The organism is Pseudomonas sp. AM4(2022), from assembly GCF_036346515.1.
In the GTDB taxonomy this organism is placed as follows: domain Bacteria; phylum Pseudomonadota; class Gammaproteobacteria; order Pseudomonadales; family Pseudomonadaceae; genus Aquipseudomonas; species Aquipseudomonas paracarnis.
In genome coordinates this window covers 1-20,603 of the sequence record NZ_JAOTNW010000006.1, presented here as the reverse complement: position 1 = coordinate 20,603, position 20,603 = coordinate 1, and the positions used below count along the sequence as shown (strand labels likewise).

Below are 20,603 nucleotides of genomic sequence, written 5' to 3'. Positions count from 1 at the left end.
CATGAGTCCTCAGGGTTTCAGTTGTAGGTGATGTTGACCGTGGCGGTGCTGGTTAGCGTGCCTTGGCCGACAGTGCCGTTTTTGTGATACGCAGCGCTGAGCGGCAGCACCGCCCGGTTACCGGAAACAACCAGCGTGCGTTCGTTGTCGCTGCCATTGGCAGGGAGGGGGCGGGTCACGCCGTCAATGCGTGAAGCCAGCCACAGTGCGACGCCGCGTGCCGTGCCGGTATTGGCAAAAAGCAGGGTGTTGCCGGGCGCCGGCGAGCCTGAAAAGCGAAACGTGACGGCGGTGGCGTCATTGCAATTGGCGGTCAGCTCGAAGTCACGTGCGCCGGCCAGAGGGGCATTGTTGAATGCGCTGACCGGCACGGGGTCGAGCGTGATAGTGCGGTTTATGTCACCGGCTGCGAGGTCGCAGGTGGCGACAGGGCTGACAAAGGTGACCGAGTTGTTGAGCAGCAGTTGAAAGTTGCCCAGGCGTTGCCCGATGCGCGTCATCATTCGGTAGTTGTAGATGTTTCCCGCCGGTATGTAGCCATTTTTTATTGGCCCGATTTTGTAGAAGGTTGCCTCGGCGCTGGTGAAAATGGGTTGTTTTCCGCTGGGAAGGTGCCCAACGAAGCTGCTTATGGCGTAAAAGCTGGTCCATGGGCGCGCGTCGGTAATACTTATGCGGATGCCGACACCGGGTGCTTCGGTCGGATAGATGAAGCTTTCTTGCGTTCGTGTGTAGCGCCCGGTGACCTGTAGCAGGGTCAAGCTGGTGCAATTCATGAACCGCCCGGGAGCGACGCCGCTGAAAGGCTGCTGGGTAATGACGCCCCCCACGGGCAGGTCGGCCGGTACTGTAATGGTGGTCGGCAGGGACAGGCCGTGTTCAGAGTTCATGTAGCTATCACACTCCGCTTGGGCAATGATCGGCAGGCCAAGTATCAGCAGTGCGCAGAAGGGGCTAAGCGAGGGCATCATCATGAACTCCGTACAGTCATCGAGCGTTTATCGACAGGGCGTGCGGTACTGGGCACGTTGTCCTGGCATTTACCTGCATTCAGATGGCGCAAGCGCTGAGTGCTGAGGGCACCGGGTTGCGTGCCGCTGTCGTAGTGGAGCCGGCATGAAGCCTCGTCATTGGGCCCCCACTTGACGGTCAGTTGCCCGCTGGCGCGCGACACGCGCACGAACGCTTTTGCTCCCTGCCCGACAATGCCGACGCTCGCGCCGTCCTCATCGAATACATCCGCCCCGAACGGCAGTGGGCTACCATCCTCACGCTCTGCGCTGATCAACAGGGCCTGGCCGCTGATAGTCTCGAACTGCAACCGCACCACCGAGCCCGCCCGGGGGGCCACGTTCTGCGCGGCGCTCTTGAGCTCTACATCGACGGACAGTTCCTTGGGGTCCAACTCGACCACGTTCTGGCGGTAAGGTGTGAGATGGGGCACCACGGCATAACCGCTTTTGCCGATCTGGGCGCTGTGGTTACCGTTGATCCGTGCGCCCAAGGCGTCGGGTGCCTGGACGAGGCCGATGGTGTCGCCCAGTTCCGGCGCAAAGGTGACGCCGCCACGATGGGCGACCACGCCGCCGGTCATGCCCACGGAGGTCGACTGGTAGGCGTTGCTCTGCCCGTAGCTTGCCGATAGCACGCCCTGTGATGTCTGGTATTTCATATCGGCGCTGGTGGCGTAGCCGCTGCCTTGGGCGCGGCTGCTGCTGACGCCGTAACTCAACTCATTGCGCTCGCCGAGCGTGCCGCCCAGGCTTATACGCTCGCCGCCGCTCCGATCGCCTCGGTAGGCAGTGGTGGTCAAGGTCGGCGTACGTGCACCGCTGCCCAGGGGCAAGCTCACGGTGAAATCCAACTGCTTGTCGACGCGCTCACTCAGCAAGTCACGGGTGCGCTGTGCACTGACGGTGTAGTGCAGCCCCTTCCATGCACCGCTGTAGCCGGCGGTGAATGTCAGGTTGCCATGGTTGCGGTTCCAATAGTTTTGCGAGGAACCGGTGAGGTATACCGAGCCGTCGCCCACGCTTTGATTGAGGCTGATGTCCATCCGGTCGCGCAGGCGCGACACACGGTCAAGCTTGAGCCCGTCCAGGGCGAGGTCGCGGATGTGCGCCGCATCGCTCACGCTCAAGAAGCCTTCGGTGGAATAGCGGTAGGCGCCCAGGGCGAAATGAGTACCGGTGGTGGCGAAATTCTTGCTGTAGCGCAGCTGTGCGCTTTGCCCATCGCGTGAGCCATGCCCAGGCAGATGGGCGTTGGACTGGGTCACGTCCAGCGACAGTGCACCGAACGGCGTGTTGAACGCAGCACCCAGTAACTGCGAGCGGTAGTCCTCGCCTATCACGGCGCCGGTATAACCGGTCAGCAAATTGCTCAGGCCGTGTTGGTAGGTGGCCTGCATCACTCTGGGCGGATGGTGCAGGCCGATTTCATCGAGCAGCCCGGCACTCAACGAGTAACGGCTGTAGCCGGGGCGCAGCAGGTGGGCGTTGGCGGCAAAGGGGACGATGAACTCGCGGGTACGGCCATCGGCTTCGGTCACAGTGACGTTCAGGTCGCCGCCGTAACCGGTGGGGAACAGGTCCTTGAGCACGAACGGGCCGGGCGCCACCGAAACTTCATCCAGCAGCACGCCGCGCTGGCGCACAGTGACCCGTGCGTTGGTCTCGGCAACGCCGCGCACCACCGGAGCAAAGCCGGTCAGCGAGTCGGGCAACATCCGGTCATCGCTGGACAGGCTGGCGCCGCGCAGGCGCACGCTGTCGAACAGTTCGCCGGGGGTATAGATTTCGCCAAGCATCAACTGGGACTTCAAGGCGCTCAAATCCCGCTGCACATACGTGGCGCTGCTTTGATAGTCCGACGCGGTATGGGTACGGCTGTAGCTGCCATTGTGGCGCCAGTGCCAGTCGCCCAGGTTGAGCCCGGTATTGAGGCCCAGGTAGCTGGAGCCCAGGGTGCGCCCGTTGGTCCGCGTGGTGAAGGTGTTGGCGTTGTAACGCACAAACGCGGCAGTCACGCCGCCATCCCAATGTTGCGGGTCAACATAGCCGCGTGGCTGGCGGGCCAGATAAATCTGCGGAATTTGCAGGTCCAGGCGACTTTCGCCCGAGTCGAACTGGCTGCTGGCGCCGGGCAGGTAGCTGGCGATGTCGGCACAGTTGGAAAGGGTGGCGGCCTCGATGCTATCGACGGTGATGCCAAACCTGAGCAATGCCTGGCGCTCCAGGCACAATTGCGCGGTGTCCTGGCCTGCGATTTTGGAGAAGGACAGGGTTTCACGGCCGATCCACTGGCCGTTCAGATGTACATCGGCGCGGTAACTGCCGGGCAGGATGATGTTGCCCTGGTTGAACTTGGTGATATCGACCTGCAGGCCCGTCTTGGCACCGGGAAAAAAGGCCGGGTTGAACTCCACTTGCTCGGCACTGTGGGCGCAGAGAGTATGAGTGCCGCAGATCAGCAGCAGGCTGTGCACGGTCAGCTTGAAGCGATGACGTGCCGGGGGGCCATATTTTACGCCGGCTGGCGTGTTGAAACTCATGTTCAGCGTTCTCGAAAAGCAGGTGTCAGCCAACTCTCGGCGTAGGGAATCCCTACCCGAATCCATGGGCATCGACATAAAGAAAGGGGAGCGTGGAAGGCGCCGCTCAGGGCGCGCTACGCTGGAAGGTCGGGTACCTTGGCGGTCATGGCGGGACCTTGGCGCTGTGGGCGACCTTCACGCCAAAGTCATCAAGCGTCTGGAACTCCACGGTGGCGGCGGCATTGGCCGCAGACTTGAGCGTGGGCAGCTCAAAGCGAATGCGGCCACCGGGCAGTACCATGTTCTCGCTGCCTGAAGACGCGGGTTTGCGTGCGTGCCGTTGCCCGGAATCCAGCACATCGACGGCTTCGAAGGTCACGTGATAGGGCGTTGGGTTGAACACTTCCAGGCCCTGGCCCTGGGCGCTCGACACGCGTCGCCATTGCAGTTTTCCGGGCGCGGCTTCGACCCCGTACGCAAGGTTTTGCGGGCGGTAGAACAGCTTGATCCGCGAGCGGAATGCCAACTGCAGTTGATTGCCCTGTTGCGCGCCCGGGGACTGTGAGGGCACCTCCAGCAGGTTGAACCAGAACAGGCTTTCCTGTGCCGTTGGCAAGGGTTCGCCGGTATAGGCCACGCGCACCACCTGTTGCTTGCCTGGTTCCATGCGAAAGATCGGCGGGGTCACCACAAAAGGAATGCCGCTCACGTCCGGCGTCGACTGTTCATCGCCATTGTCCAGCCAGGTCTGGACCAGTACCGGTGCCTGGTTCTTGCTTTCCAGCCTGACCGTGACCTCTTTGTCGTTTTGCGGATAAACCACACGCGTGCTGTTGATGACCACGCTCGCCTGTAGCGCCGTTGCGCCCAGCAGCGTGAAGGCCAGCAACGTGGTCTGCGCCACAACCGAAAGTGCATTCATGATGGTTTACCCCGTGCACGCGGGCAGCGCCGCCGAGTGCCGCACGCGGGCACCGAAGTCGCTGACACTGGTGAACTCAACCTTGGCCGGCGCACGCGGGCACTCACGCAGTAGTGGCAACGCAAAGCGTTTTACGTCACCGGCCGGCAGCAACAGGCTGTCGTTGGCGTTCTGATTCGGCGCTTTGGCAAAGCGCTGGCCGGCGCTGAGCAATTCGATGGAAGCGAGCGAGATGTGGTAAGGCGTCGGGTTGGTGGCTTGCAGGGCATAGCCGTGGTCCTGGGAGACCAGTTGCCATTGCAGTTTGGATGCTGCGCTTGCCACCGGATAGGGCAACGCTTGTGGGCGCACGAATACGCGCAAACGGGTGCGGAACGCCAATTCGATCTGGTTGTTTTCTTCACCTTTTGTGGCACTCGGCGGCACTTCCAGTACATTCAGCCAGAACAGGCTTTCGCGATCGGCAGGCAAAGGCTCACGCGAGTAGCGCAGACGTAGCGCCTGTTGCTGGTGCGGCTCAATACGAAAGATCGGAGGGGACGTACTCAGCGGCGCTTTTGCGGTGGCAGCTGTCGAGTACCGGTCGCCATCGTCCAGCCAGGTTTGTACCAATGCCGGGCGGGTCCCTTTGTTTTCAAGGCGCACGATCACCTCCTGCCGTTCGGCAGGGTAGATCACCCGTGTGCCGTGGATAATGACGCCTGCGTCGGCGGTCAGCGTGCACAGCAGCATCGCACCAGACACACAGGCGGCAAATGTAAGACGGGCCTTGATGTTCATCGTCTGGTCTCTTCTTCTCAGGGAGAAGCCTGCTTGCGCAGGCCCGCTCGCGCTTTACTCGGCGTACTCGATCATGAATCCGACGCGGGTATTGACCTTGCCTTCGGTAGCCGGGCCGCTGGCGTACAGCTGTGCAGCCAATGGGATGGTGGCCTGGTTATCGGCGATCACCACGCCTTCGGATTTCTCCGTGTACACATTGATGGGCGTGCCGCTACGACTAGTGACTTCTACCTGTACGTTCTTGGCATTGGTGGTGTCGGACGGATCGTCATAGCCATCGATGTTCAAGCGGCCTGTGGCCACGTCGATAGCCGGGCTGGTCGGGTCGAAGGCAACCATGGCGGTACGCCCGTTGGTGCAACTGCCCTCACCCGGTGCGCCGATGCGAATGGTGAAACCGGTCAGGTTGGCGCGGCTGCCCGCCGTAGCCAAGCGTGCAGCGGAGACGCCACCCAGGTTCACGTCCTTGACCACGGCGCCCGTGCCCGGTGCCGCGCCTTCGACGGTGCAGGTCACATCGGTCACCAGGCCACTGAAATTGATCACACCATCGGCAGCGTACGCCGAGGGCGACACAGCGGCGCTCAAGGCCAGCGCGGTTGCAACGGAAGATAGAAAGTTGGCGTTCATTATGTTCCCGATCTTGGATTATTGAAGTTGCCCACCGCAGCTTCAGGCGCAATGCCCGTGGTTCTAGTCGAATTTCTTCGGCATGGCGGGTAGGCATAATTTGTATCTAAAAGTGAATTGACTCTATAGAGAAGGATCGAATCTAAGTTCGTGATTGTTCGAAATCGTATTGTTTTATTTAATTTTTTTTAGAGGCTTATTTTTCTTGAGAAGTATCCCTCAGCTGTTTCTGTCGGAAGTTTCTGTAAGTTAATGTAGTCCTGTTATGTCCGCTTATTGAATCCTGCATCAGGCTGGGTTATAGCGAGCAGTACTGCATTGATTCATGCGGGGGCCGTTATGCCAATTTCATCAGCCGCGATCTTTACCGTCATGCTGCTCGATGACCATGAAATGGTTCGCCAAGGTATCGAGTTAAGTTTGAAAGCCGAAGCCGACATTGAAGTCGTCGGCTCCTATGGCACGGGCCGGCAACTACTGGAGGCGCTGGCCCTGAGGCCGGTAGACGTGGTGGTCATGGACTTTGTGCTGGCGCCCTCGGACATCGATGGCCTCAGCCTGCTCCAGTCGCTGGTCAGGCGTTTCCGGCAATGCCGGGCGTTAATCGTGTCTTCGGACTATTCGCCCGCCACTGTCTCGCTGGCGCTCAAGGCCGGGTGTTGGGGAATTCTGGGCAAGACTCAGAACCTGACCGAGCTGGTCACGGCTATCCGAACCGTCGCTCAGGGACGGCTTTATGTGCAATCTTGTATGGTGGCGACATTGCAGGGTAGGCAGTCGGCATTCGATATCGGTACCCTGAAGTCGACAATCGATGTTTCAACAGCGCTGTCACTGAATACCGGCCTAACACCTAAAGAGCGGGAAGTATTACGTTGTTTTCTCGATGGCATGTCGGTCAATTCGATTGCGGCAAAGTTTTCCCGCAGTGCAAGTACTATCAGTACGCAGAAACAATCGGCTTATCGGAAGTTGGGCGTGCGCAATGACAGTGAACTTTTCAAATTCATTCAGCAGTTCGGCGGGCCTGAGTAAGCACCGGTTAAAGCGGATCATCCAGGTAGCGCAAGGCCCAGCGTTCGGTGGCCTGGCGTGCGGGTGACGCCAGATGTGGCGCGACCAGCATCATGACTTGGTACACCACCACTCGCACTTCGCCTTCACGGTCCAGTACGCGCTGGTAATCCAGGGAAAACAGCAGAGTCATGGTGATCTGTTCCACCAACTGTCCCAGTGCCTGGGTGTCACTGACCAGTTGCCCCGCGGCTTTCAACCGCGCTAACAATGAGGCCAGGGTGCGCTTGAGCGCCGTGAGCAGGTTGCGAATCCCCTTGGCCAGCTTCGGCAGGCGCCCGGCCAGGTTCGACAGGTCCTGGAACAGGAACCGGTAGTGGGCCATGCGCTCGACAATCAGGTGCAGGAACAGCCAGTAATCCTCGGCCTCCAGTTGCGCATCGGCGGGAGGATCGAGCAGTGGCGCCAACTCGCATTGAAAGCGCTCGAACAGCCCCAGCACCAAAGGCTCCTTGCCATGGAAGTGGTAGTAGAGGTTGCCGGGGCTGATCCCCATTTCATTGGCCACCTCCATGGTCGATACGTTCGGTTCGCCCTTGTGGTTGAACAACTGCAAGGCACACTCAAGGATACGGTCGCGGGTCTTCATCCAGTCTTCTTAATGTGATCGTTGAGCTCAACGCACCCGCACATAAGTGCCTGGCGCTGCTTCCATCGGTGGGTAGTTCTGGTTGCCCAGTGCGGTAAGTGTTTCGCGTTGTACCCCGGAGCGTTGTTGTACCCATTCCAGCCACTGCGGCCACCAGCTGCCTTCGACATGCCGGGCGTCGTAGTACCAGGCACGCGGGTCACTGCTCAGCTTGAGGTTCTCGACGTAGTTGGCCTTGGGGTTGCCCGGCGGGTTGAGGATGCTCTGGATATGCCCGCTGTTGGACAGCACAAAGCGCCGCTCGCCACCCAGCAGTTGAGTGGAGCGGTACACCGCGTCCCACGGCGTGATGTGGTCGTTGATGCCGGCCACGCTGAAGCTGTCCACCGAGACCTTGCGCAAGTCGATGGGCGTGCCGCATACCTCCAGCCCACCGGGATGGCTCAGGGGGTTGTGCTTGAAGAAATCCAGCAGGTCGCCGTGCAAGGCGGCGGGCAGGCGCGTGTTGTCGTTGTTCCAGTACAGGATGTCGAACGCCGGCGGTTCCTTGCCTAGCAGGTAATTGTTGATCCAGTAATTCCAGATCAGGTCGTTGGGGCGCATCCAGGCAAACACCTTGGCCATGTCGCGGCCATCCAGCACACCTTGCTGGTAGGAGCGGCGCTTGGCGGCTTCCAGGGTTTGTTCATCGGCGAACAACGTCGCGGGGCTGTCGATCTGGCTGTCCAGCAGGCTCACCAGGTAACTGGCGCTGGAGATGCGCCGCAGCTGGCGCTTGGCTTGCAGGTGGCCTTGCAGGGCGGCGATGGTCAGGCCACCGGCGCAGGCGCCCATCAGGTTGACCTCGCGGGCGCCGGTGATGGCCCGGCAGACATTCAGTGCCTCCTCCAACGCCGCCACGTAGGTGGACAGGCCCCATTCCCGATGGCGCACGTCCGGGTTGCGCCAACTGATCATGAAGGTTTGCAGGCCATTTTTAAGGGCATATTGCACAAAGCTGTTGGCCGGGCTGAGGTCGAAGATGTAGTACTTGTTGATTTGCGGCGGCACCACCAGCAGCGGCTTGGCGTACTGTTTTTCGCTCATGGGCTTGTACTGGATCAGCTCCAGCAGTTCGTTGCGAAACACTACCGAACCGGGCGTGGTCGCCACCGTCTTGCCGACTTCGAAGGCGTGCTTGCTGACCTGGCGCGGCAAACCGTTGTTGTGCAGGAGGTCTTCGAACAGGTTACTCACGCCGCGCACCACGCTGTTGCCGCCGGAGTTGAGCAACTCCTTGATCGCCAGCGGGTTGAGCAGGGTGTTGGAAGGGGAGACGGCGTCGTTGAGCAGGGCGAAGGCGAACTGCGCGCGGGCGCGATCATCATCACTGAGGGTGCTGTCGTCGATCCACTGCCGTGTCTGTTTTTGCCAGCTCAGATAGGCTTGCAAGCTGCGCCGGTACAGCGGGTTGAGCTTCCAGGTGGGGTCGCTGAAGCGATGGTCCCTGGGGTTGGGTTCGTGCACGCTCTCACCCAGCAGCACGCGGCCCAGTTGGCCGCCCAGGGCCAGGGCGTGGCGGGCGGTGTGCACCGGGTTGCGCAGGCCGTGCGCGGCGACGGTACGCAGGGTCGACAGCAAGTCCCGGCCGCGCAGGCCGGTGATCGCATTTTGCGCGTTGATGAACGCAGCGGGGGTGGGCGCCGGGTTCGTCACGGGTCTTTCTCGCATGAGCCAACACTCCTTCGTCAAGTCATCAAGCAGGCACGCCAATCCAGAACCATAGTCGGTTCCTGGCAAGTTGCGCGGTGGTGTGGTCCTTCACACCGCCGGTCGCGGATGTATCACGGCGCGCAGGCGCTCCTCCTCCAGAAACTTCATGATGATCGGCGCTACGGCTTCGGCCCGGGTGATCAGGAACAGGTGGCCGTCATCGATGATGTGCAACTGTGCATTGGGGATGCGCCAGGCGAGCATGCGCATGTTGACCAGCGGGATCAGCGGGTCATCGTCCCCGGCCAGCACCAGGGTGGGCTGGCGGATCTTGTGCAGCCAATGAATGCTGGTCCAGCCAAGCCCCGCGAACAGCTGCCAGTAGTAGCCCAGCTTGCCGGCCGAGCGCACTTTGCTGGCGTGCTCGGCGGCCAGTTTGGAATCACGGCGGAACGAGCCGCCATAAATCATGGGCGCAATGCGCACCACGTGGGACGGCTGGATATAACGCCTGGGGCTTGCCATCAGCCACAAGACCTTCGGTTTGCCCGGCACCATGAAGGCCCCGGCTGCGGTGGCCGCCAGGATCAATTTCTTGCAGCGCTCGGGGTAGTCATAGGCAAATTGCTGGGCCAGCGCTCCGCCCCAGGACACACCCACGGCGTTCACTTGGCCGTAGTCCAGGTAATCGAGCATGCGGGCGGTCAGCTTGGCCAGGCCGGGGAAACGATAGGGCCGGTTCGGCGTCGAGGAACCGCCCACGCCGGGCACGTCGAAGGCGATCACTTCCAGGTCCGGGTCCAGGGCCTGGACGAACGGAAACACCAGCTCAAGGTTGGCGCCGATGCCGTTGAAGATCAGCAGCGGGGTCAAGTGCGGCTTGCCCGGGCGTACCGCCGTGCGGATGGCCTGGCCATCCAGGTCGATGGTACGGAAGATGAACGGTTGCGCCATGCTCAAGCCCTGTGAAGTGTTACAGCCGGAATGCGATCAAAAATGTGGGAGCGGGCTTGCTCGCGAATGCGGTATTTCAGTTGGCACATCTGATACTGATACACCGCATTCGCGAGCAAGCCCGCTCCCACATCTGAACTCATTTCAATTACAAAAAATGCCTAGCGTTCATGTACATAGGTACCCGGCGCCGCTTCGGCGGCGGCATAGGTTTTATTACCTAATGTCGTCGGGGCTTTTTTCAGTTTCCCCGCCCGCTCCGCCTGCCACACCTGCCAATGCAGCCACCACGAGTCGGTGTGCTTGGTCGCATTTTCCTGCCATTCCAGCGCGTTGCCGGCCAAGCCCTCGCTGGTCTGGTAGCGCGCCTTGGGGTTGCCCGGCGGGTTGAGGATGCTCTGGATATGCCCACTGCTGGACAGCACAAACTCGACCTTGCCACCGAACAACTGCGCTGACTTGTAGCAGGACTGCCACGGCGTGATGTGGTCGTTGGTGCCGGCCAGGGAGTAGATATCAGCGGTGACCTGCTTGAGGTCGATGGGCGTGCCGCACACTTCCAGGGCGTTGGCGCGTACCAGTGGGTTGTTCTTGAACAGTTCGATCAGGTCGCCATGGAACGCGGCCGGCAAGCGTGTGGTGTCGTTGTTCCAGAACAGGATATCGAACACTGGCGGTTCGTTGCCCAGCAGGTAGTTGTTGACCCAATAGTTCCAGATCAGGTCGTTGGGGCGCATCCAGGCAAAGACCTTGGCCATGTCGCGGCCTTCCAGCACGCCGGCCTGATAGGAGTGCCGCTTGGCTGCTTCCAGGGTCTGCTCATCGACAAACAGCGCCACCTGGGTGTCCAGGGTGGTGTCCAGCACGCTCACCAGCAGGGTCAGGGCGTTGACCTTCTTCTCGCCCAGCGCCGCGTAGTGGCCCAGCAGTGCGGTGCAGGTGATGCCACCGGAGCAGGCGCCGAGCATATTCACGTCCTTGCTGCCGGTAATTGCCGTGACCACATCGACCGCTTCCTTCAGCGCCTCAATATAAGTGGACAGCCCCCACTCGCGCTGGGCCTTGGTGGGGTTGCGCCAACTGACGATAAACGTCTGCTGGCCATTGCGCAGGCAGAACCGTGCCAGGCTCTTTTCCGGGCACAGGTCGAATACGTAGAATTTGTTGATCTGCGGCGGCACCACCAGCAGTGGGCGCTCGTGCACTTGCTCGGTGATGGGCTTGTACTGGATCAGCTCCAGCACATCGTTGCGAAACACCACCGCGCCTTCGCTGGTGCCCAGGGTCTTGCCGACCTCAAAAGCGCCCATGTTGACCTGGCTCGGCATACCGCCGTTGTGCACCATGTCCTTGGCCAGGTGGGACAAACCGTCGAGCAGGCTTTTACCGCCGGTTTCAAAGAAGCGTTTGACCGCCGCCGGGTTGGCCGCGCTGTTGGTGGGGGCCATGGCTTCGGTCATCAGGTTGATCACGAAGTGGCCGCGGCTGATGTCTTGTGCCGACAGGTTGCTGTCGTCGATCCAGTCGTGAAGTTCCTTGCGCCACGCCAGGTAAGTCTGCAAATAACGTTTGTAGAGCGGGTTCTGGCTCCAGGCCGGGTCGTTGAAGCGACGGTCGTCGCCCTCGGGCACCAGTGCGGATTTGCCGAACATCACGTTCTTCAACTCAACGCCAAAGTGGGCGACGTGCTTGACGCTGTGCAACGGTTGCTTGATGGCTTGGGTCAGCACCATCTTGGCCGAGGCCAGTAAATCCTTTTTGCGTAACGCGATGATCGGGTTCAGCCCCAGGGTGTTTTCCGAGGCCTGGCGTTTCAAGTCATCGTTATTCTTGTTACTCATCTACGACGCTCCATTGTCCGAAAGACGAGTACCGGCGATTGCTGCGCACCCAATTTCGATACACGACACCAGCCTGGTACTGCGACCCGGGTGACCGTTGATACCGCATCGTCAAATGCAGGGAACTTGCCAGCTCCATTGGTTACCCGAGTTTATTTTTTTTCGCAAGCGGGCCGATCATTGGCCGCGCGACAGGGCATTCAAGCAGATGAAATTAGAAAATGCGCTCTAAAGAGCTAGAGGCCTGTGCTAGAGCATCAGCCGCACGACCGACTCACTCGGGTCGCGGGTTTTTCCGGCCGCTTTGAGATCGGCCAGGTAGTCGGCCCATAGCGCGTCCTGACGTACGGCCAACTGGTAGAGGTAGTCCCAGGTGAACAGTCCGCTGTCATGGCCGTCATCGAAGGTCAATTTCAGTGCGTACTGGCCGGCCGGTTCCAGCTTGATCAACCGGACGTTGAGCTTGCCGAATTGCAGGATGGGTTTGCCGTGGCCCTGGACCTCGGCGGAAGGCGAGTGCACCCGCAGGAATTCGGCGGGCAACTGGTAGGTTTCGTCCGGCCCGTAGGTCAGGCCGAGGGTGTTGGAGGTTTTGTGCAGGTTTACTGCGGTAGGAAATTTCGACATTGGAGATAACCCTGAAGGAGCCGGCCCAAACTGTGGGAGGGACCAATGTGGGAGCCGGGCTTGCCCGCGATGCAGGCACCTCGATGTTCCAGCAACACTGAGGTGATGCTATCGCAGGCAAGCCAGCTCCCACACAAGCCACTCTCACATTGAGTGAGGCTTACAGGATATAACGAGACAGATCTTCGTTCTGTGCCAATTCGCCCAAGTGGCTGTTCACATACTCGGCATCGATCTTGATCGCTTCGCCATTCTGCGCACCGGCCATGTCGCCGGCGCTGAAGGATACTTCCTCAAGCAGGCGCTCAAGCAAGGTATGCAGGCGACGGGCACCGATATTTTCAGTCTTCTCGTTGACCTGCCAGGCAATCTCCGCCAGGCGCTTGATTCCGTCTGCCTGGAATTCGATACCCAGCCCTTCGGTTTTCAACAGCTCGCGGTACTGTTCGGTGAGCGAGGCATGCGGCTCGCTGAGGATGCGCTCGAAGTCGCCCGGCGTCAGCGCCTTGAGTTCCACCCGGATCGGCAAGCGGCCTTGCAGCTCGGGCACCAGGTCGCTGGGCTTGCTCAGGTGGAAGGCACCGGAGGTGATAAACAGGATGTGGTCAGTCTTGACCATGCCCAGCTTGGTGTTGACCGTGCAACCTTCGATCAGCGGCAGCAAATCGCGCTGCACGCCTTCGCGGGAGACATCCACGCCGCCGGAATTACCGCGCTTGGCGACCTTGTCGATCTCATCGATAAACACAATGCCATGTTGCTCGACCGCTTCCAGGGCCTTGGCCTTGAGTTCTTCCTCATTGACCAGGCGCCCGGCTTCTTCGTCGCGCACCAGCTTGAGGGCTTCTTTCACCTTGAGCTTGCGGCTTTTCTTCTTGCCCTTGCCCATGTTGGCGAACAGGTTCTGCAACTGGCTGGTCATTTCTTCCATGCCAGGCGGGGCAGAGATATCCACGCCGGACACTTCGGCCACTTCGATCTCGATTTCCTTGTCATCCAACTGGCCTTCACGCAGGCGCTTGCGGAACAGCTGGCGGGTGTTGGAATCAGTAGCCGGAGCCGCGTCTTCGTTGAAACCCATGCGTGCCGGTGGCAGCAGGGCGTCGAGGATGCGCTCTTCAGCGGCGTCTTCGGCGCGATGGCTGACCTTGGTTACTTCCTGTTCGCGCAGCATCTTCAAGGCGGCGTCAGCCAGGTCACGAATGATCGACTCGACATCGCGGCCCACATAGCCAACTTCGGTGAACTTGGTCGCTTCGACTTTGATGAACGGTGCGTTCGCCAATTTGGCCAGGCGCCGGGCGATCTCGGTTTTACCGACACCGGTCGGGCCGATCATCAGGATGTTCTTGGGCGTTACTTCAACGCGCAGTTCTTCCGGCAGTTGCATCCGGCGCCAGCGGTTACGCAGCGCAATGGCAACGGCGCGCTTGGCATCGTCCTGGCCGATGATATGGCGGTTGAGTTCATGGACGATTTCGCGGGGAGTCATGGACATAGTGTTTGGCGGCCTCAAGCCTGAATAAGCCCAGGGCTTACTCGGCGAGGTCCTGCTCCTCAATGGTCTGGTTATGGTTGGTGAACACGCAGATATCGCCAGCGATACCCAGGGCGGTCTCGACGATTTCCCGGGCCGACAGGTCGGTTTTCTTCAACAGCGCGCTGGCCGCAGCCTGGGCGTAGCCGCCACCGGAACCCATGGCGATCAGGCCATGCTCGGGCTCAACCACGTCGCCGTTGCCGGTGATGATCAGCGAAGCGTCTTTGTTCGCAACGGCGAGCATGGCCTCCAGGCGGCTGAGGGAGCGGTCGGTGCGCCATTCTTTGGCAAGTTCGACAGCGGCGCGCACCAGGTGGCCCTGGTGTTTCTCAAGCTGGCCTTCGAAACGCTCGAACAGGGTAAAGGCGTCGGCGGTTGCGCCTGCGAAGCCGGCAAGCACCTGGCCGTGGTACAGGCGGCGCACTTTCTTGGCGTTGCCTTTCATCACGGTGTTGCCCAGGGAAACCTGGCCGTCGCCGCCCATGACAACTTTGCCGTGGCGACGTACTGAAACGATGGTGGTCAAGGGGAGAGTCTCCACGCAGCGGGGCGAAAATGCCCTGATGAGAACTCATATGGGGGTGGCGGGGGGGATTTCAACCGTAGGACGGGTGCGCGGACGAGTGGTGTCTATGGGTTCAACACCCACTTGAGCACACTGTAAACCAAAGTGGGAGCCGGCTTGCCTGCGATAGCGGTGTGTCAGTCACTGAAACATGGACTGTTACACCGCTATCGCAGGCAAGCCAGCTCCCACATTGATACCGTGTTGGCTGCTGAGTCAGCGGCTCTGGCGTTGTTGTAACAACAGGTTGCTAAACCCGGCGCCGGCCAATTGCTTTTGCGCCACGGTCAGCTGTTCGCGGTTGCTGAACGGCCCCACCAATACGCGATACCAGGTCGCGTCCTTCACCGTGCCGGACTCAACCGATACCGATTGGCCCAACAGAATGATCTGTGCGCGTACACGGTCCGCATCCGCCTGTTTCGGGAACGAGCCCGCTTGCAGGAAGAACTTGGTCACCGGCGCGGCCTTGGTGGCTGCCACTGGCGGTGCTGGCGGCGGCGTGATGCCGGCCAGCGCGGCCTGGGCGCGCGCGGTGTCGATTTTCGCCGCTTCCGCTGGGGTTACCGGCGTGGTTGGCACCTGAGGCGTCGGCAAGGTTTTTTCCGGCACGGCGTCAGGCGGCACGATCACTTCCGATTCCGGCAGCAGCGTGTAGAAGTCGTACTTGGGCTTTACCGGTGCAGTTGGGCTCGGTGCGGTCTTGTTGGCTTCGGCGATTTTAGTGGCCTTTTGCTGCTCCTGTTTGACGCGCTTGACGTCATCGCCCTGGCCGGGCTCCAGCTTCATCAGAAACACGATAAATGCGCCGACCGTAAGGCCGATGGCCATCCACAACCAACCCGGAATCGGTTGCTTCGCCGGGGCCTGGTAGCGGCTGGCGCCGCGCTTGGGTGCAGGTTTTTTCTTGGCAGCCAACTTACATACGCTCCAGAGTTTCCAGGCCCAAGAGTTCCAGGCCTTGCTTGAGGGTGCGTCCAGCCAATGCGGCAAGGCGCAGGCGACTTTGTTTCTGGGCTTCGTCGTCGGCGGTCAGGATCGGGCAGTTCTCGTAGAAACTGGAGAACAGGCCGGCCACTTCGTACAAATAGGTGCACAGGATGTGCGGTGTGCCTTTTTCGCCAACGCTGTTGAGCACTTCGCCAAATTGCGCGAGCTTGGCCGCCAGCTCCTGTTCGTGGGCGGCGTCCAACGCGATCTGGCCTTCGACTTCGCTGAAGTCCTTGCCCAGCTTGCGGAATACCCCGGCCACGCGGGTGTAGGCGTACAGCAGGTACGGCGCGGTGTTGCCTTCGAAGTTGAGCATCAGGTCGAAGTTGAAGCTGTAGTCGCTGGTGCGGTGCTTGGACAGGTCGGCATATTTCACCGCGCCAATGCCCACCACACGGGCGATATTACGCAGGTCGGCCTCGGCCAGCTCCGGGTTCTTTTCCTTCACCAGGTTGTAGGCACGTTCCTGGGCTTCGGTCAGCAGGTCGATCAGCTTCACGGTGCCGCCGTCACGGGTCTTGAACGGGCGGCCATCGGCGCCGTTCATGGTGCCGAAGCCCATGTGTTCCATGTGCATCGGGTGGGTGACAAAACCGGCGCGGCGCGCCACTTCGAACACCTGCTGGAAGTGCAGGGCCTGGCGCTGGTCGACGAAGTACAGCGCACGGTCAGCCTTGAGCACGCCACTGCGGTAACGCACGGCGGCCAGGTCAGTGGTGGCGTAGAGGTAGCCGCCATCGGCCTTGACGATGATCACCGGCAGCGGCTCGCCGTCGGCGGTCTTGAATTCTTCGAGGAACACGCACTGGGCGCCGTTGCTTTCGACCAGCAGGCCCTTGGCCTTGAGGTCGTTGACCACGTTGATCAGGTCGTCGTTGTAGGCGCTTTCGCCCATCACGTCGGCCATGGTCAGTTTCACGTTGAGCAGCTCGTAGATTTCCTGGCAGTGAGACAGGGAAATTTCACGGAAGCGGTTCCACAGCGCCAGGCACTCTTGGTCGCCGGCTTGCAGCTTGACCACCAGGCCCCGTGCGCGGTCGGCGAACTCTTCAGACTCGTCAAACCGCTTTTTGGCGGCGCGGTAGAAGTTTTCCAGGTCGGCCAGCTCGTTGCTGGTGATCGGGTTTTCCTGCAGATAGGCCATCAGCATGCCGAACTGGGTGCCCCAGTCGCCCACGTGGTTCTGGCGGATAACGGTGTCGCCGAGGAATTCCAGCACCCGTGCCACGCCGTCGCCAATGATGGTGGAGCGCAGGTGGCCCACGTGCATTTCCTTGGCCAGGTTCGGCGCCGACAGGTCAATGACCACGCGCTGGCTGTCGCCGGCCTTGCGTGCACCGATGCGGGCATCGGCCAGGGCGGCATCCAGGCGCGACGCCAGGGCCTGGGTGTTCTGGAAGAAGTTGATAAAGCCTGGCCCGGCGATTTCGGCCTTGGTGACACTGGCGTCAGCCGGCAGCGCGGCGATGATTTTTTCTGCCAGGTCACGTGGCTTCATGCCGGCTGGCTTGGACAGCATCATCGCGATGTTGCTGGCGAAGTCGCCATGGGTCTTGTCGCGGGTGTTCTCCACCTGGATCGCCGGCGACAGGCCTTCAGGCAACACACCTTCGTTGACGAGTTGGGTGAGGGCTTGTTGGATCAGCTGGCGAATGGTGTCTTTCATGGTGTTCTCTTTCGACCGCAAGCGGCGGCGCGCGATGCGCAGGTGGAAAAACTGGGCATTATCCGTGGCGAGGGCGGGCTTGCCAACCGTTCCGGACCTGTGGAGCATTTTGTAGGAGCGAGCTTGCTCGCGAAAATCGTCAACGATAACGCGGGCTTCCTGATTTAACGCGGTGTTCTTGAGTTTTTCGCGAGCAAGCTCGCTCCTACAGTGGTGGGTGGATCAATACAAATCTACCGGGTCTACATCCAACGACCATCGCACCTGCCGACCGCTGGGCAGTTGCTCCAGCTCAAGCATCCAGCGACTTAATAGCCGATGCAGTGGCGCGCGGGAAGTTGCCTGCAAGAGTAGCTGAGCCCGATAACGCCCGGCGCGCCGCTCCATGGGCGCAGGCACCGGGCCGAGTAACTCGATGCCACTGAGGGCCAGTTCGCCCAATAAACGCTCGGCGGTGCTGCAGGCTTCATCAAGAAAACCTTCGGCCTGCCCGGGCTTGTGGGCCTCGGCACGCAACAGCGCCAGGTGTGCAAAAGGCGGCAGGCCAGCGGCGCGGCGTTCGCTCAAGGCTTGCTCGGCAAAAGCAAAGTAGCCTTGCTCCGTCAGTTGAATCAGCAGCGGGTGGTCGGCCAGGTGCGTCTGGATAATCACCCGACCTGGCTCTTCGGCCCGCCCGGCGCGTCCTGCCACCTGCACGATCAACTGCGCCATGCGTTCGCTGGCGCGAAAATCCCCGGAGAACAGCCCGCCATCGGCGTCCAGGATCGACACCAGGGTCACCCGTGGGAAGTGGTGCCCTTTGGCGAGCATCTGCGTGCCGATCAGAATGCACGGTTGGCCTTTCTGAATGGTGGCAAACAACTGGTTCATTGCATCTTTGCGCGACGTGCTGTCGCGATCGACCCGCAGCACCGGGTAATCCGGGAACAGAATGCCCAGGCGCTCTTCGGCGCGCTCGGTGCCGGCGCCCACCGGCCGCAGGTCCACCTTGCCGCACTGCGGGCAATGGCGTGGCACCCGCTCTACATGGCCGCAGTGATGGCAACGCAATTCGCCGTAGCGCTGGTGCACGGTCATGCGCGCATCGCAGCGCTCGCATTCGGACATCCAGCCGCAGTCATGGCACAGCAGTGTCGGCGCAAAGCCGCGGCGGTTGAGGAACACCAATACTTGCTGGCCCGCGGCGAGGGTCTGGCCGATGGCCTGTTGCATCGGACCGGAAATGCCGCTGTCCAACGGGCGGCTTTTCACGTCCAGGCGCAGGAAGCGCGGTTGTTTGGCGCCGCCAGCACGCTCGTTCAGGCGCAGCAGCCCGTAACGGCCGGTGTAGGCGTTGTGCAGGCTTTCCAGGGAAGGCGTGGCCGAGCCCAGCACAATCGGGATGTCTTCCTGGCGTGCGCGCACCAGTGCCAGGTCGCGGGCGTGGTAACGCAGGCCTTCCTGCTGTTTATAGGAGCCGTCGTGCTCCTCGTCGATGATGATCAGCCCGGGGTTTTTCATCGGGGTGAACAGCGCCGAACGGGTGCCGATAATGATGTCGGCCTCGCCGTCCCGCGCTGCGAGCCACGACTCCAGGCGCTCACGGTCATTGACCGCGGAGTGCACCAGGGCGATGCGCGCGTTGAAGCGCTGCTCGAAACGCGCCAGAGTCTGCGGGCCCAGGTTGATCTCCGGAATCAGCACCAGTGCCTGCTTACCGGCCTGCAGGGTTTCGCGGATCAGTTGCAAATAGACTTCGGTCTTGCCGCTGCCGGTGACGCCGGCCAGCAGGAAGGCGTGGAAACTGTCGAAACCGGCGCGAATCGCCTCATACGCGGCGCGTTGCTCGGGGTTCAGCGGCAACTCCGGCTGGGCCAGCCAGTGTTCGTGGCGCGGGTCCGGGGCGTGCTTGCGGATTTCCACCTGCACCAGGCCCTTGGCCAGCAACAGGTCGAGGCTGTCTTTGCTCAGCATCAGTTTGCTTAATAGCTGATGGGCCACGCCGTGGGGGTGCTGTGCCAAGGTGGCCAGGGCCTCACGCTGACGTGGGGCGCGGGCGATGCGCGGGTCGTCAAGGCGTGCGCCGGGCACCATCGACCAGAAACGCTCCTGGCGAGCTTCGGCCAGTTCGCCCTGGCGCAGCAGCACCGGCAGCGCCCAGCTCAAGGTATCGCCCAGGCTGTGTTGGTAATACTGCGCGGTCCACAGGCACAGCTTGAACAGCGCGGGCGGCAGCGGCGGCGTGGCGTCGAGCAGGGCAATTGCCGGCTTGAGCTTTTCGGCGGGCACTTCGCTGTGGTCGGTAACTTCCACCAGAATGCCGATCATTTCCCGGCGCCCGAACGGCACGCGCACGCGCATGCCTGGCTGCAACTGCGCACGCGACACGCCGGGCGGGGCCCGGTAATCGAACAGGCGGCGCAGGGGCGAGGGCAGGGCTAGGCGCAAAATGGCGTCGGGCACGCGAGGAGTCTCATCGATAAAGGCAAGCGGTGGCGCAGGGGCGCGAGCCTAGCAGACCAGGGGTGTCCCGTCTCCAGTACTGGGATCGGATCTCCAGAACGGCTCAGCCTTCTGTGGGAGCTGGCTTGCCTTCATTCCAGGCAGTTAAGGATTTTTTTGTAGGAGCGAGCTTGCTCGCGATAAACTCACAGGCGCCGCGTTCATTCAGCAAGCACGCGTTTTCGTTGACGCTTTCGCGAGCAAGCTCGCTCCTACAGAAGGCGATGACCGCTTAACTGACTAAGCCCGGCTCCCACGACGGCGCAATGCCAGGAATTTCTGATGAAAGGGAGTTTTCGGCCATTACCGCCGCTTGCGCGATTAAAAAGGTCTGGTAGAATCCGCGGCCTAATTACGTGCGGTATTCGACAATAGTGTCGAGTGGCGGCACGCTAGCCTGAGGAAGTGCCATGAAAGCCGATATCCATCCAGCGTACGAAACCATCCAAGTCACCTGCAGCTGCGGCAACAAGTTCGAAACTCGTTCGAACCTGTGCAAGCCACTGGGTACTGACGTATGCAACGAGTGCCACCCGTTCTACACCGGTAAGCAGAAAACTCTGGACACCGGCGGCCGCGTACAGCGCTTCGCAGATCGCTTTGGTGCTTTCGGCAAGAAGCCTGCTACTCCAGCAGAGTAAGGTTCAAGAGCCTTATGGGCTTTTACCTGCTGTTGAAAAAGGCGTCCCTCGTGGGCGCCTTTTTTGTGCCTGG

At 61.0% G+C, this 20,603-nt stretch carries 18 protein-coding genes; 3 read left to right on the top strand and 15 right to left on the bottom strand.

The genetic code is table 11. The features are described from left to right. Positions 1 to 17: 17 nt before the first annotated feature. The 5 genes from ODQ19_RS09870 to ODQ19_RS09850 all read right to left on the bottom strand — a co-directional run bounded on the left by ODQ19_RS09870 (position 18) and on the right by ODQ19_RS09850 (position 5,870). A complete protein-coding gene (locus ODQ19_RS09870) occupies positions 18 to 971 on the bottom strand; it encodes a fimbrial protein (protein WP_330210053.1) in 954 nt (317 codons plus the stop codon). Next, entirely contained in the window at positions 971 to 3,553 is a 2,583-nt protein-coding gene (locus ODQ19_RS09865; RefSeq protein WP_330209925.1) for a fimbria/pilus outer membrane usher protein, read from the bottom strand. The genes ODQ19_RS09870 and ODQ19_RS09865 overlap by 1 nt, the downstream gene beginning before the upstream one ends. A 145-nt stretch (positions 3,554 to 3,698) precedes the next feature. Next, positions 3,699 to 4,457, bottom strand: coding sequence for a fimbrial biogenesis chaperone (locus ODQ19_RS09860; protein WP_330209924.1), 759 nt, complete (start codon positions 4,455 to 4,457; stop codon positions 3,699 to 3,701). 6 nt (positions 4,458 to 4,463) lie between these two features. Further along, positions 4,464 to 5,237, bottom strand: a complete 774-nt coding sequence (locus ODQ19_RS09855; protein WP_330209923.1) for a fimbrial biogenesis chaperone — start codon at positions 5,235 to 5,237, stop codon at positions 4,464 to 4,466. 54 nt (positions 5,238 to 5,291) lie between these two features. Next, positions 5,292 to 5,870: a fimbrial protein gene (locus tag ODQ19_RS09850; RefSeq protein WP_330209922.1), complete on the bottom strand. Its 579-nt coding sequence runs from the start codon at positions 5,868 to 5,870 to the stop codon at positions 5,292 to 5,294. A 339-nt stretch (positions 5,871 to 6,209) separates the two neighbouring features. Between ODQ19_RS09850 and ODQ19_RS09845 the strand changes: the two genes are divergently transcribed. Then, positions 6,210 to 6,905: a response regulator gene (locus ODQ19_RS09845; protein ID WP_442962734.1), complete on the top strand. Its 696-nt coding sequence runs from the start codon at positions 6,210 to 6,212 to the stop codon at positions 6,903 to 6,905. A 7-nt stretch (positions 6,906 to 6,912) separates the two neighbouring features. On the opposite strand, the gene ODQ19_RS09840 is transcribed toward ODQ19_RS09845, so the two are convergent. The 9 genes from ODQ19_RS09840 to argS form a co-directional block, all read right to left on the bottom strand. Further along, positions 6,913 to 7,533 carry a TetR/AcrR family transcriptional regulator gene (locus tag ODQ19_RS09840; RefSeq protein WP_330209921.1) on the bottom strand — a complete coding sequence of 207 codons (621 nt, stop codon included), beginning with the start codon at positions 7,531 to 7,533 and terminating at the stop codon, positions 6,913 to 6,915. Between the two features lie 27 nt (positions 7,534 to 7,560). Further along, entirely contained in the window at positions 7,561 to 9,243 is a 1,683-nt protein-coding gene (gene phaC / locus ODQ19_RS09835; protein ID WP_116666185.1) for a class II poly(R)-hydroxyalkanoic acid synthase, read from the bottom strand. 90 nt (positions 9,244 to 9,333) lie between these two features. Beyond that, a complete protein-coding gene (phaZ, locus tag ODQ19_RS09830; RefSeq protein WP_330209920.1) occupies positions 9,334 to 10,179 on the bottom strand; it encodes a poly(3-hydroxyalkanoate) depolymerase in 846 nt (281 codons plus the stop codon). A gap of 161 nt (positions 10,180 to 10,340) precedes the next feature. After that, on the bottom strand, positions 10,341 to 12,020 hold the full coding sequence (gene phaC / locus ODQ19_RS09825) for a class II poly(R)-hydroxyalkanoic acid synthase (RefSeq protein ID WP_330209919.1): 1,680 nt from the start codon (positions 12,018 to 12,020) through the stop codon (positions 10,341 to 10,343). A gap of 249 nt (positions 12,021 to 12,269) precedes the next feature. Next, on the bottom strand, positions 12,270 to 12,647 hold the full coding sequence (locus ODQ19_RS09820) for a DUF971 domain-containing protein (RefSeq protein WP_330209918.1): 378 nt from the start codon (positions 12,645 to 12,647) through the stop codon (positions 12,270 to 12,272). 160 nt (positions 12,648 to 12,807) lie between these two features. Next, positions 12,808 to 14,145 carry an ATP-dependent protease ATPase subunit HslU gene (gene hslU / locus ODQ19_RS09815; RefSeq protein ID WP_330209917.1) on the bottom strand — a complete coding sequence of 446 codons (1,338 nt, stop codon included), beginning with the start codon at positions 14,143 to 14,145 and terminating at the stop codon, positions 12,808 to 12,810. Between the two features lie 37 nt (positions 14,146 to 14,182). Then, positions 14,183 to 14,713 (bottom strand): ATP-dependent protease subunit HslV, encoded by a 531-nt coding sequence (gene hslV, locus ODQ19_RS09810; RefSeq protein WP_003171209.1) that lies wholly within the window; start codon positions 14,711 to 14,713, stop codon positions 14,183 to 14,185. 255 nt (positions 14,714 to 14,968) lie between these two features. Continuing rightward, positions 14,969 to 15,670 (bottom strand): SPOR domain-containing protein, encoded by a 702-nt coding sequence (locus ODQ19_RS09805; protein WP_003187899.1) that lies wholly within the window; start codon positions 15,668 to 15,670, stop codon positions 14,969 to 14,971. 1 nt (position 15,671) lies between these two features. Then, positions 15,672 to 17,408 carry an arginine--tRNA ligase gene (gene argS / locus ODQ19_RS09800; protein WP_330209916.1) on the bottom strand — a complete coding sequence of 579 codons (1,737 nt, stop codon included), beginning with the start codon at positions 17,406 to 17,408 and terminating at the stop codon, positions 15,672 to 15,674. On the opposite strand from argS, the gene ODQ19_RS09795 reads away from it, so the two are divergent. Then, positions 17,376 to 17,576, top strand: coding sequence for a hypothetical protein (locus tag ODQ19_RS09795; protein WP_133298323.1), 201 nt, complete (start codon positions 17,376 to 17,378; stop codon positions 17,574 to 17,576). The two genes, argS and ODQ19_RS09795, sit on opposite strands and share 33 nt — an antisense overlap. 54 nt (positions 17,577 to 17,630) lie before the next feature. On the opposite strand, the gene ODQ19_RS09790 is transcribed toward ODQ19_RS09795, so the two are convergent. Then, positions 17,631 to 19,850, bottom strand: coding sequence for a primosomal protein N' (locus tag ODQ19_RS09790; protein WP_330209915.1), 2,220 nt, complete (start codon positions 19,848 to 19,850; stop codon positions 17,631 to 17,633). A 449-nt stretch (positions 19,851 to 20,299) separates the two neighbouring features. On the opposite strand from ODQ19_RS09790, the gene rpmE reads away from it, so the two are divergent. Next, positions 20,300 to 20,530, top strand: a complete 231-nt coding sequence (gene rpmE / locus ODQ19_RS09785) for a 50S ribosomal protein L31 (RefSeq protein ID WP_014716575.1) — start codon at positions 20,300 to 20,302, stop codon at positions 20,528 to 20,530. Positions 20,531 to 20,603: the final 73 nt, after the last annotated feature.

What these genes read in the sequence shown, in the direction of transcription:
- ODQ19_RS09870 (WP_330210053.1), bottom strand. Translation starts at nt 971, where the DNA reads ATGATGCCCTCGCTTAGCCCCTTCTGCGCACTGCTGATACTTGGCCTG.
- ODQ19_RS09865 (WP_330209925.1), bottom strand. Translation starts at nt 3,553, where the DNA reads ATGAGTTTCAACACGCCAGCCGGCGTAAAATATGGCCCCCCGGCACGT.
- ODQ19_RS09860 (WP_330209924.1), bottom strand. Translation starts at nt 4,457, where the DNA reads ATGAATGCACTTTCGGTTGTGGCGCAGACCACGTTGCTGGCCTTCACG.
- ODQ19_RS09855 (WP_330209923.1), bottom strand. Translation starts at nt 5,237, where the DNA reads ATGAACATCAAGGCCCGTCTTACATTTGCCGCCTGTGTGTCTGGTGCG.
- ODQ19_RS09850 (WP_330209922.1), bottom strand. Translation starts at nt 5,870, where the DNA reads ATGAACGCCAACTTTCTATCTTCCGTTGCAACCGCGCTGGCCTTGAGC.
- ODQ19_RS09845 (WP_442962734.1), top strand. Translation starts at nt 6,210, where the DNA reads ATGCCAATTTCATCAGCCGCGATCTTTACCGTCATGCTGCTCGATGAC.
- ODQ19_RS09840 (WP_330209921.1), bottom strand. Translation starts at nt 7,533, where the DNA reads ATGAAGACCCGCGACCGTATCCTTGAGTGTGCCTTGCAGTTGTTCAAC.
- phaC (WP_116666185.1), bottom strand. Translation starts at nt 9,243, where the DNA reads ATGCGAGAAAGACCCGTGACGAACCCGGCGCCCACCCCCGCTGCGTTC.
- phaZ (WP_330209920.1), bottom strand. Translation starts at nt 10,179, where the DNA reads ATGGCGCAACCGTTCATCTTCCGTACCATCGACCTGGATGGCCAGGCC.
- phaC (WP_330209919.1), bottom strand. Translation starts at nt 12,020, where the DNA reads ATGAGTAACAAGAATAACGATGACTTGAAACGCCAGGCCTCGGAAAAC.
- ODQ19_RS09820 (WP_330209918.1), bottom strand. Translation starts at nt 12,647, where the DNA reads ATGTCGAAATTTCCTACCGCAGTAAACCTGCACAAAACCTCCAACACC.
- hslU (WP_330209917.1), bottom strand. Translation starts at nt 14,145, where the DNA reads ATGTCCATGACTCCCCGCGAAATCGTCCATGAACTCAACCGCCATATC.
- argS (WP_330209916.1), bottom strand. Translation starts at nt 17,408, where the DNA reads ATGAAAGACACCATTCGCCAGCTGATCCAACAAGCCCTCACCCAACTC.
- rpmE (WP_014716575.1), top strand. Translation starts at nt 20,300, where the DNA reads ATGAAAGCCGATATCCATCCAGCGTACGAAACCATCCAAGTCACCTGC.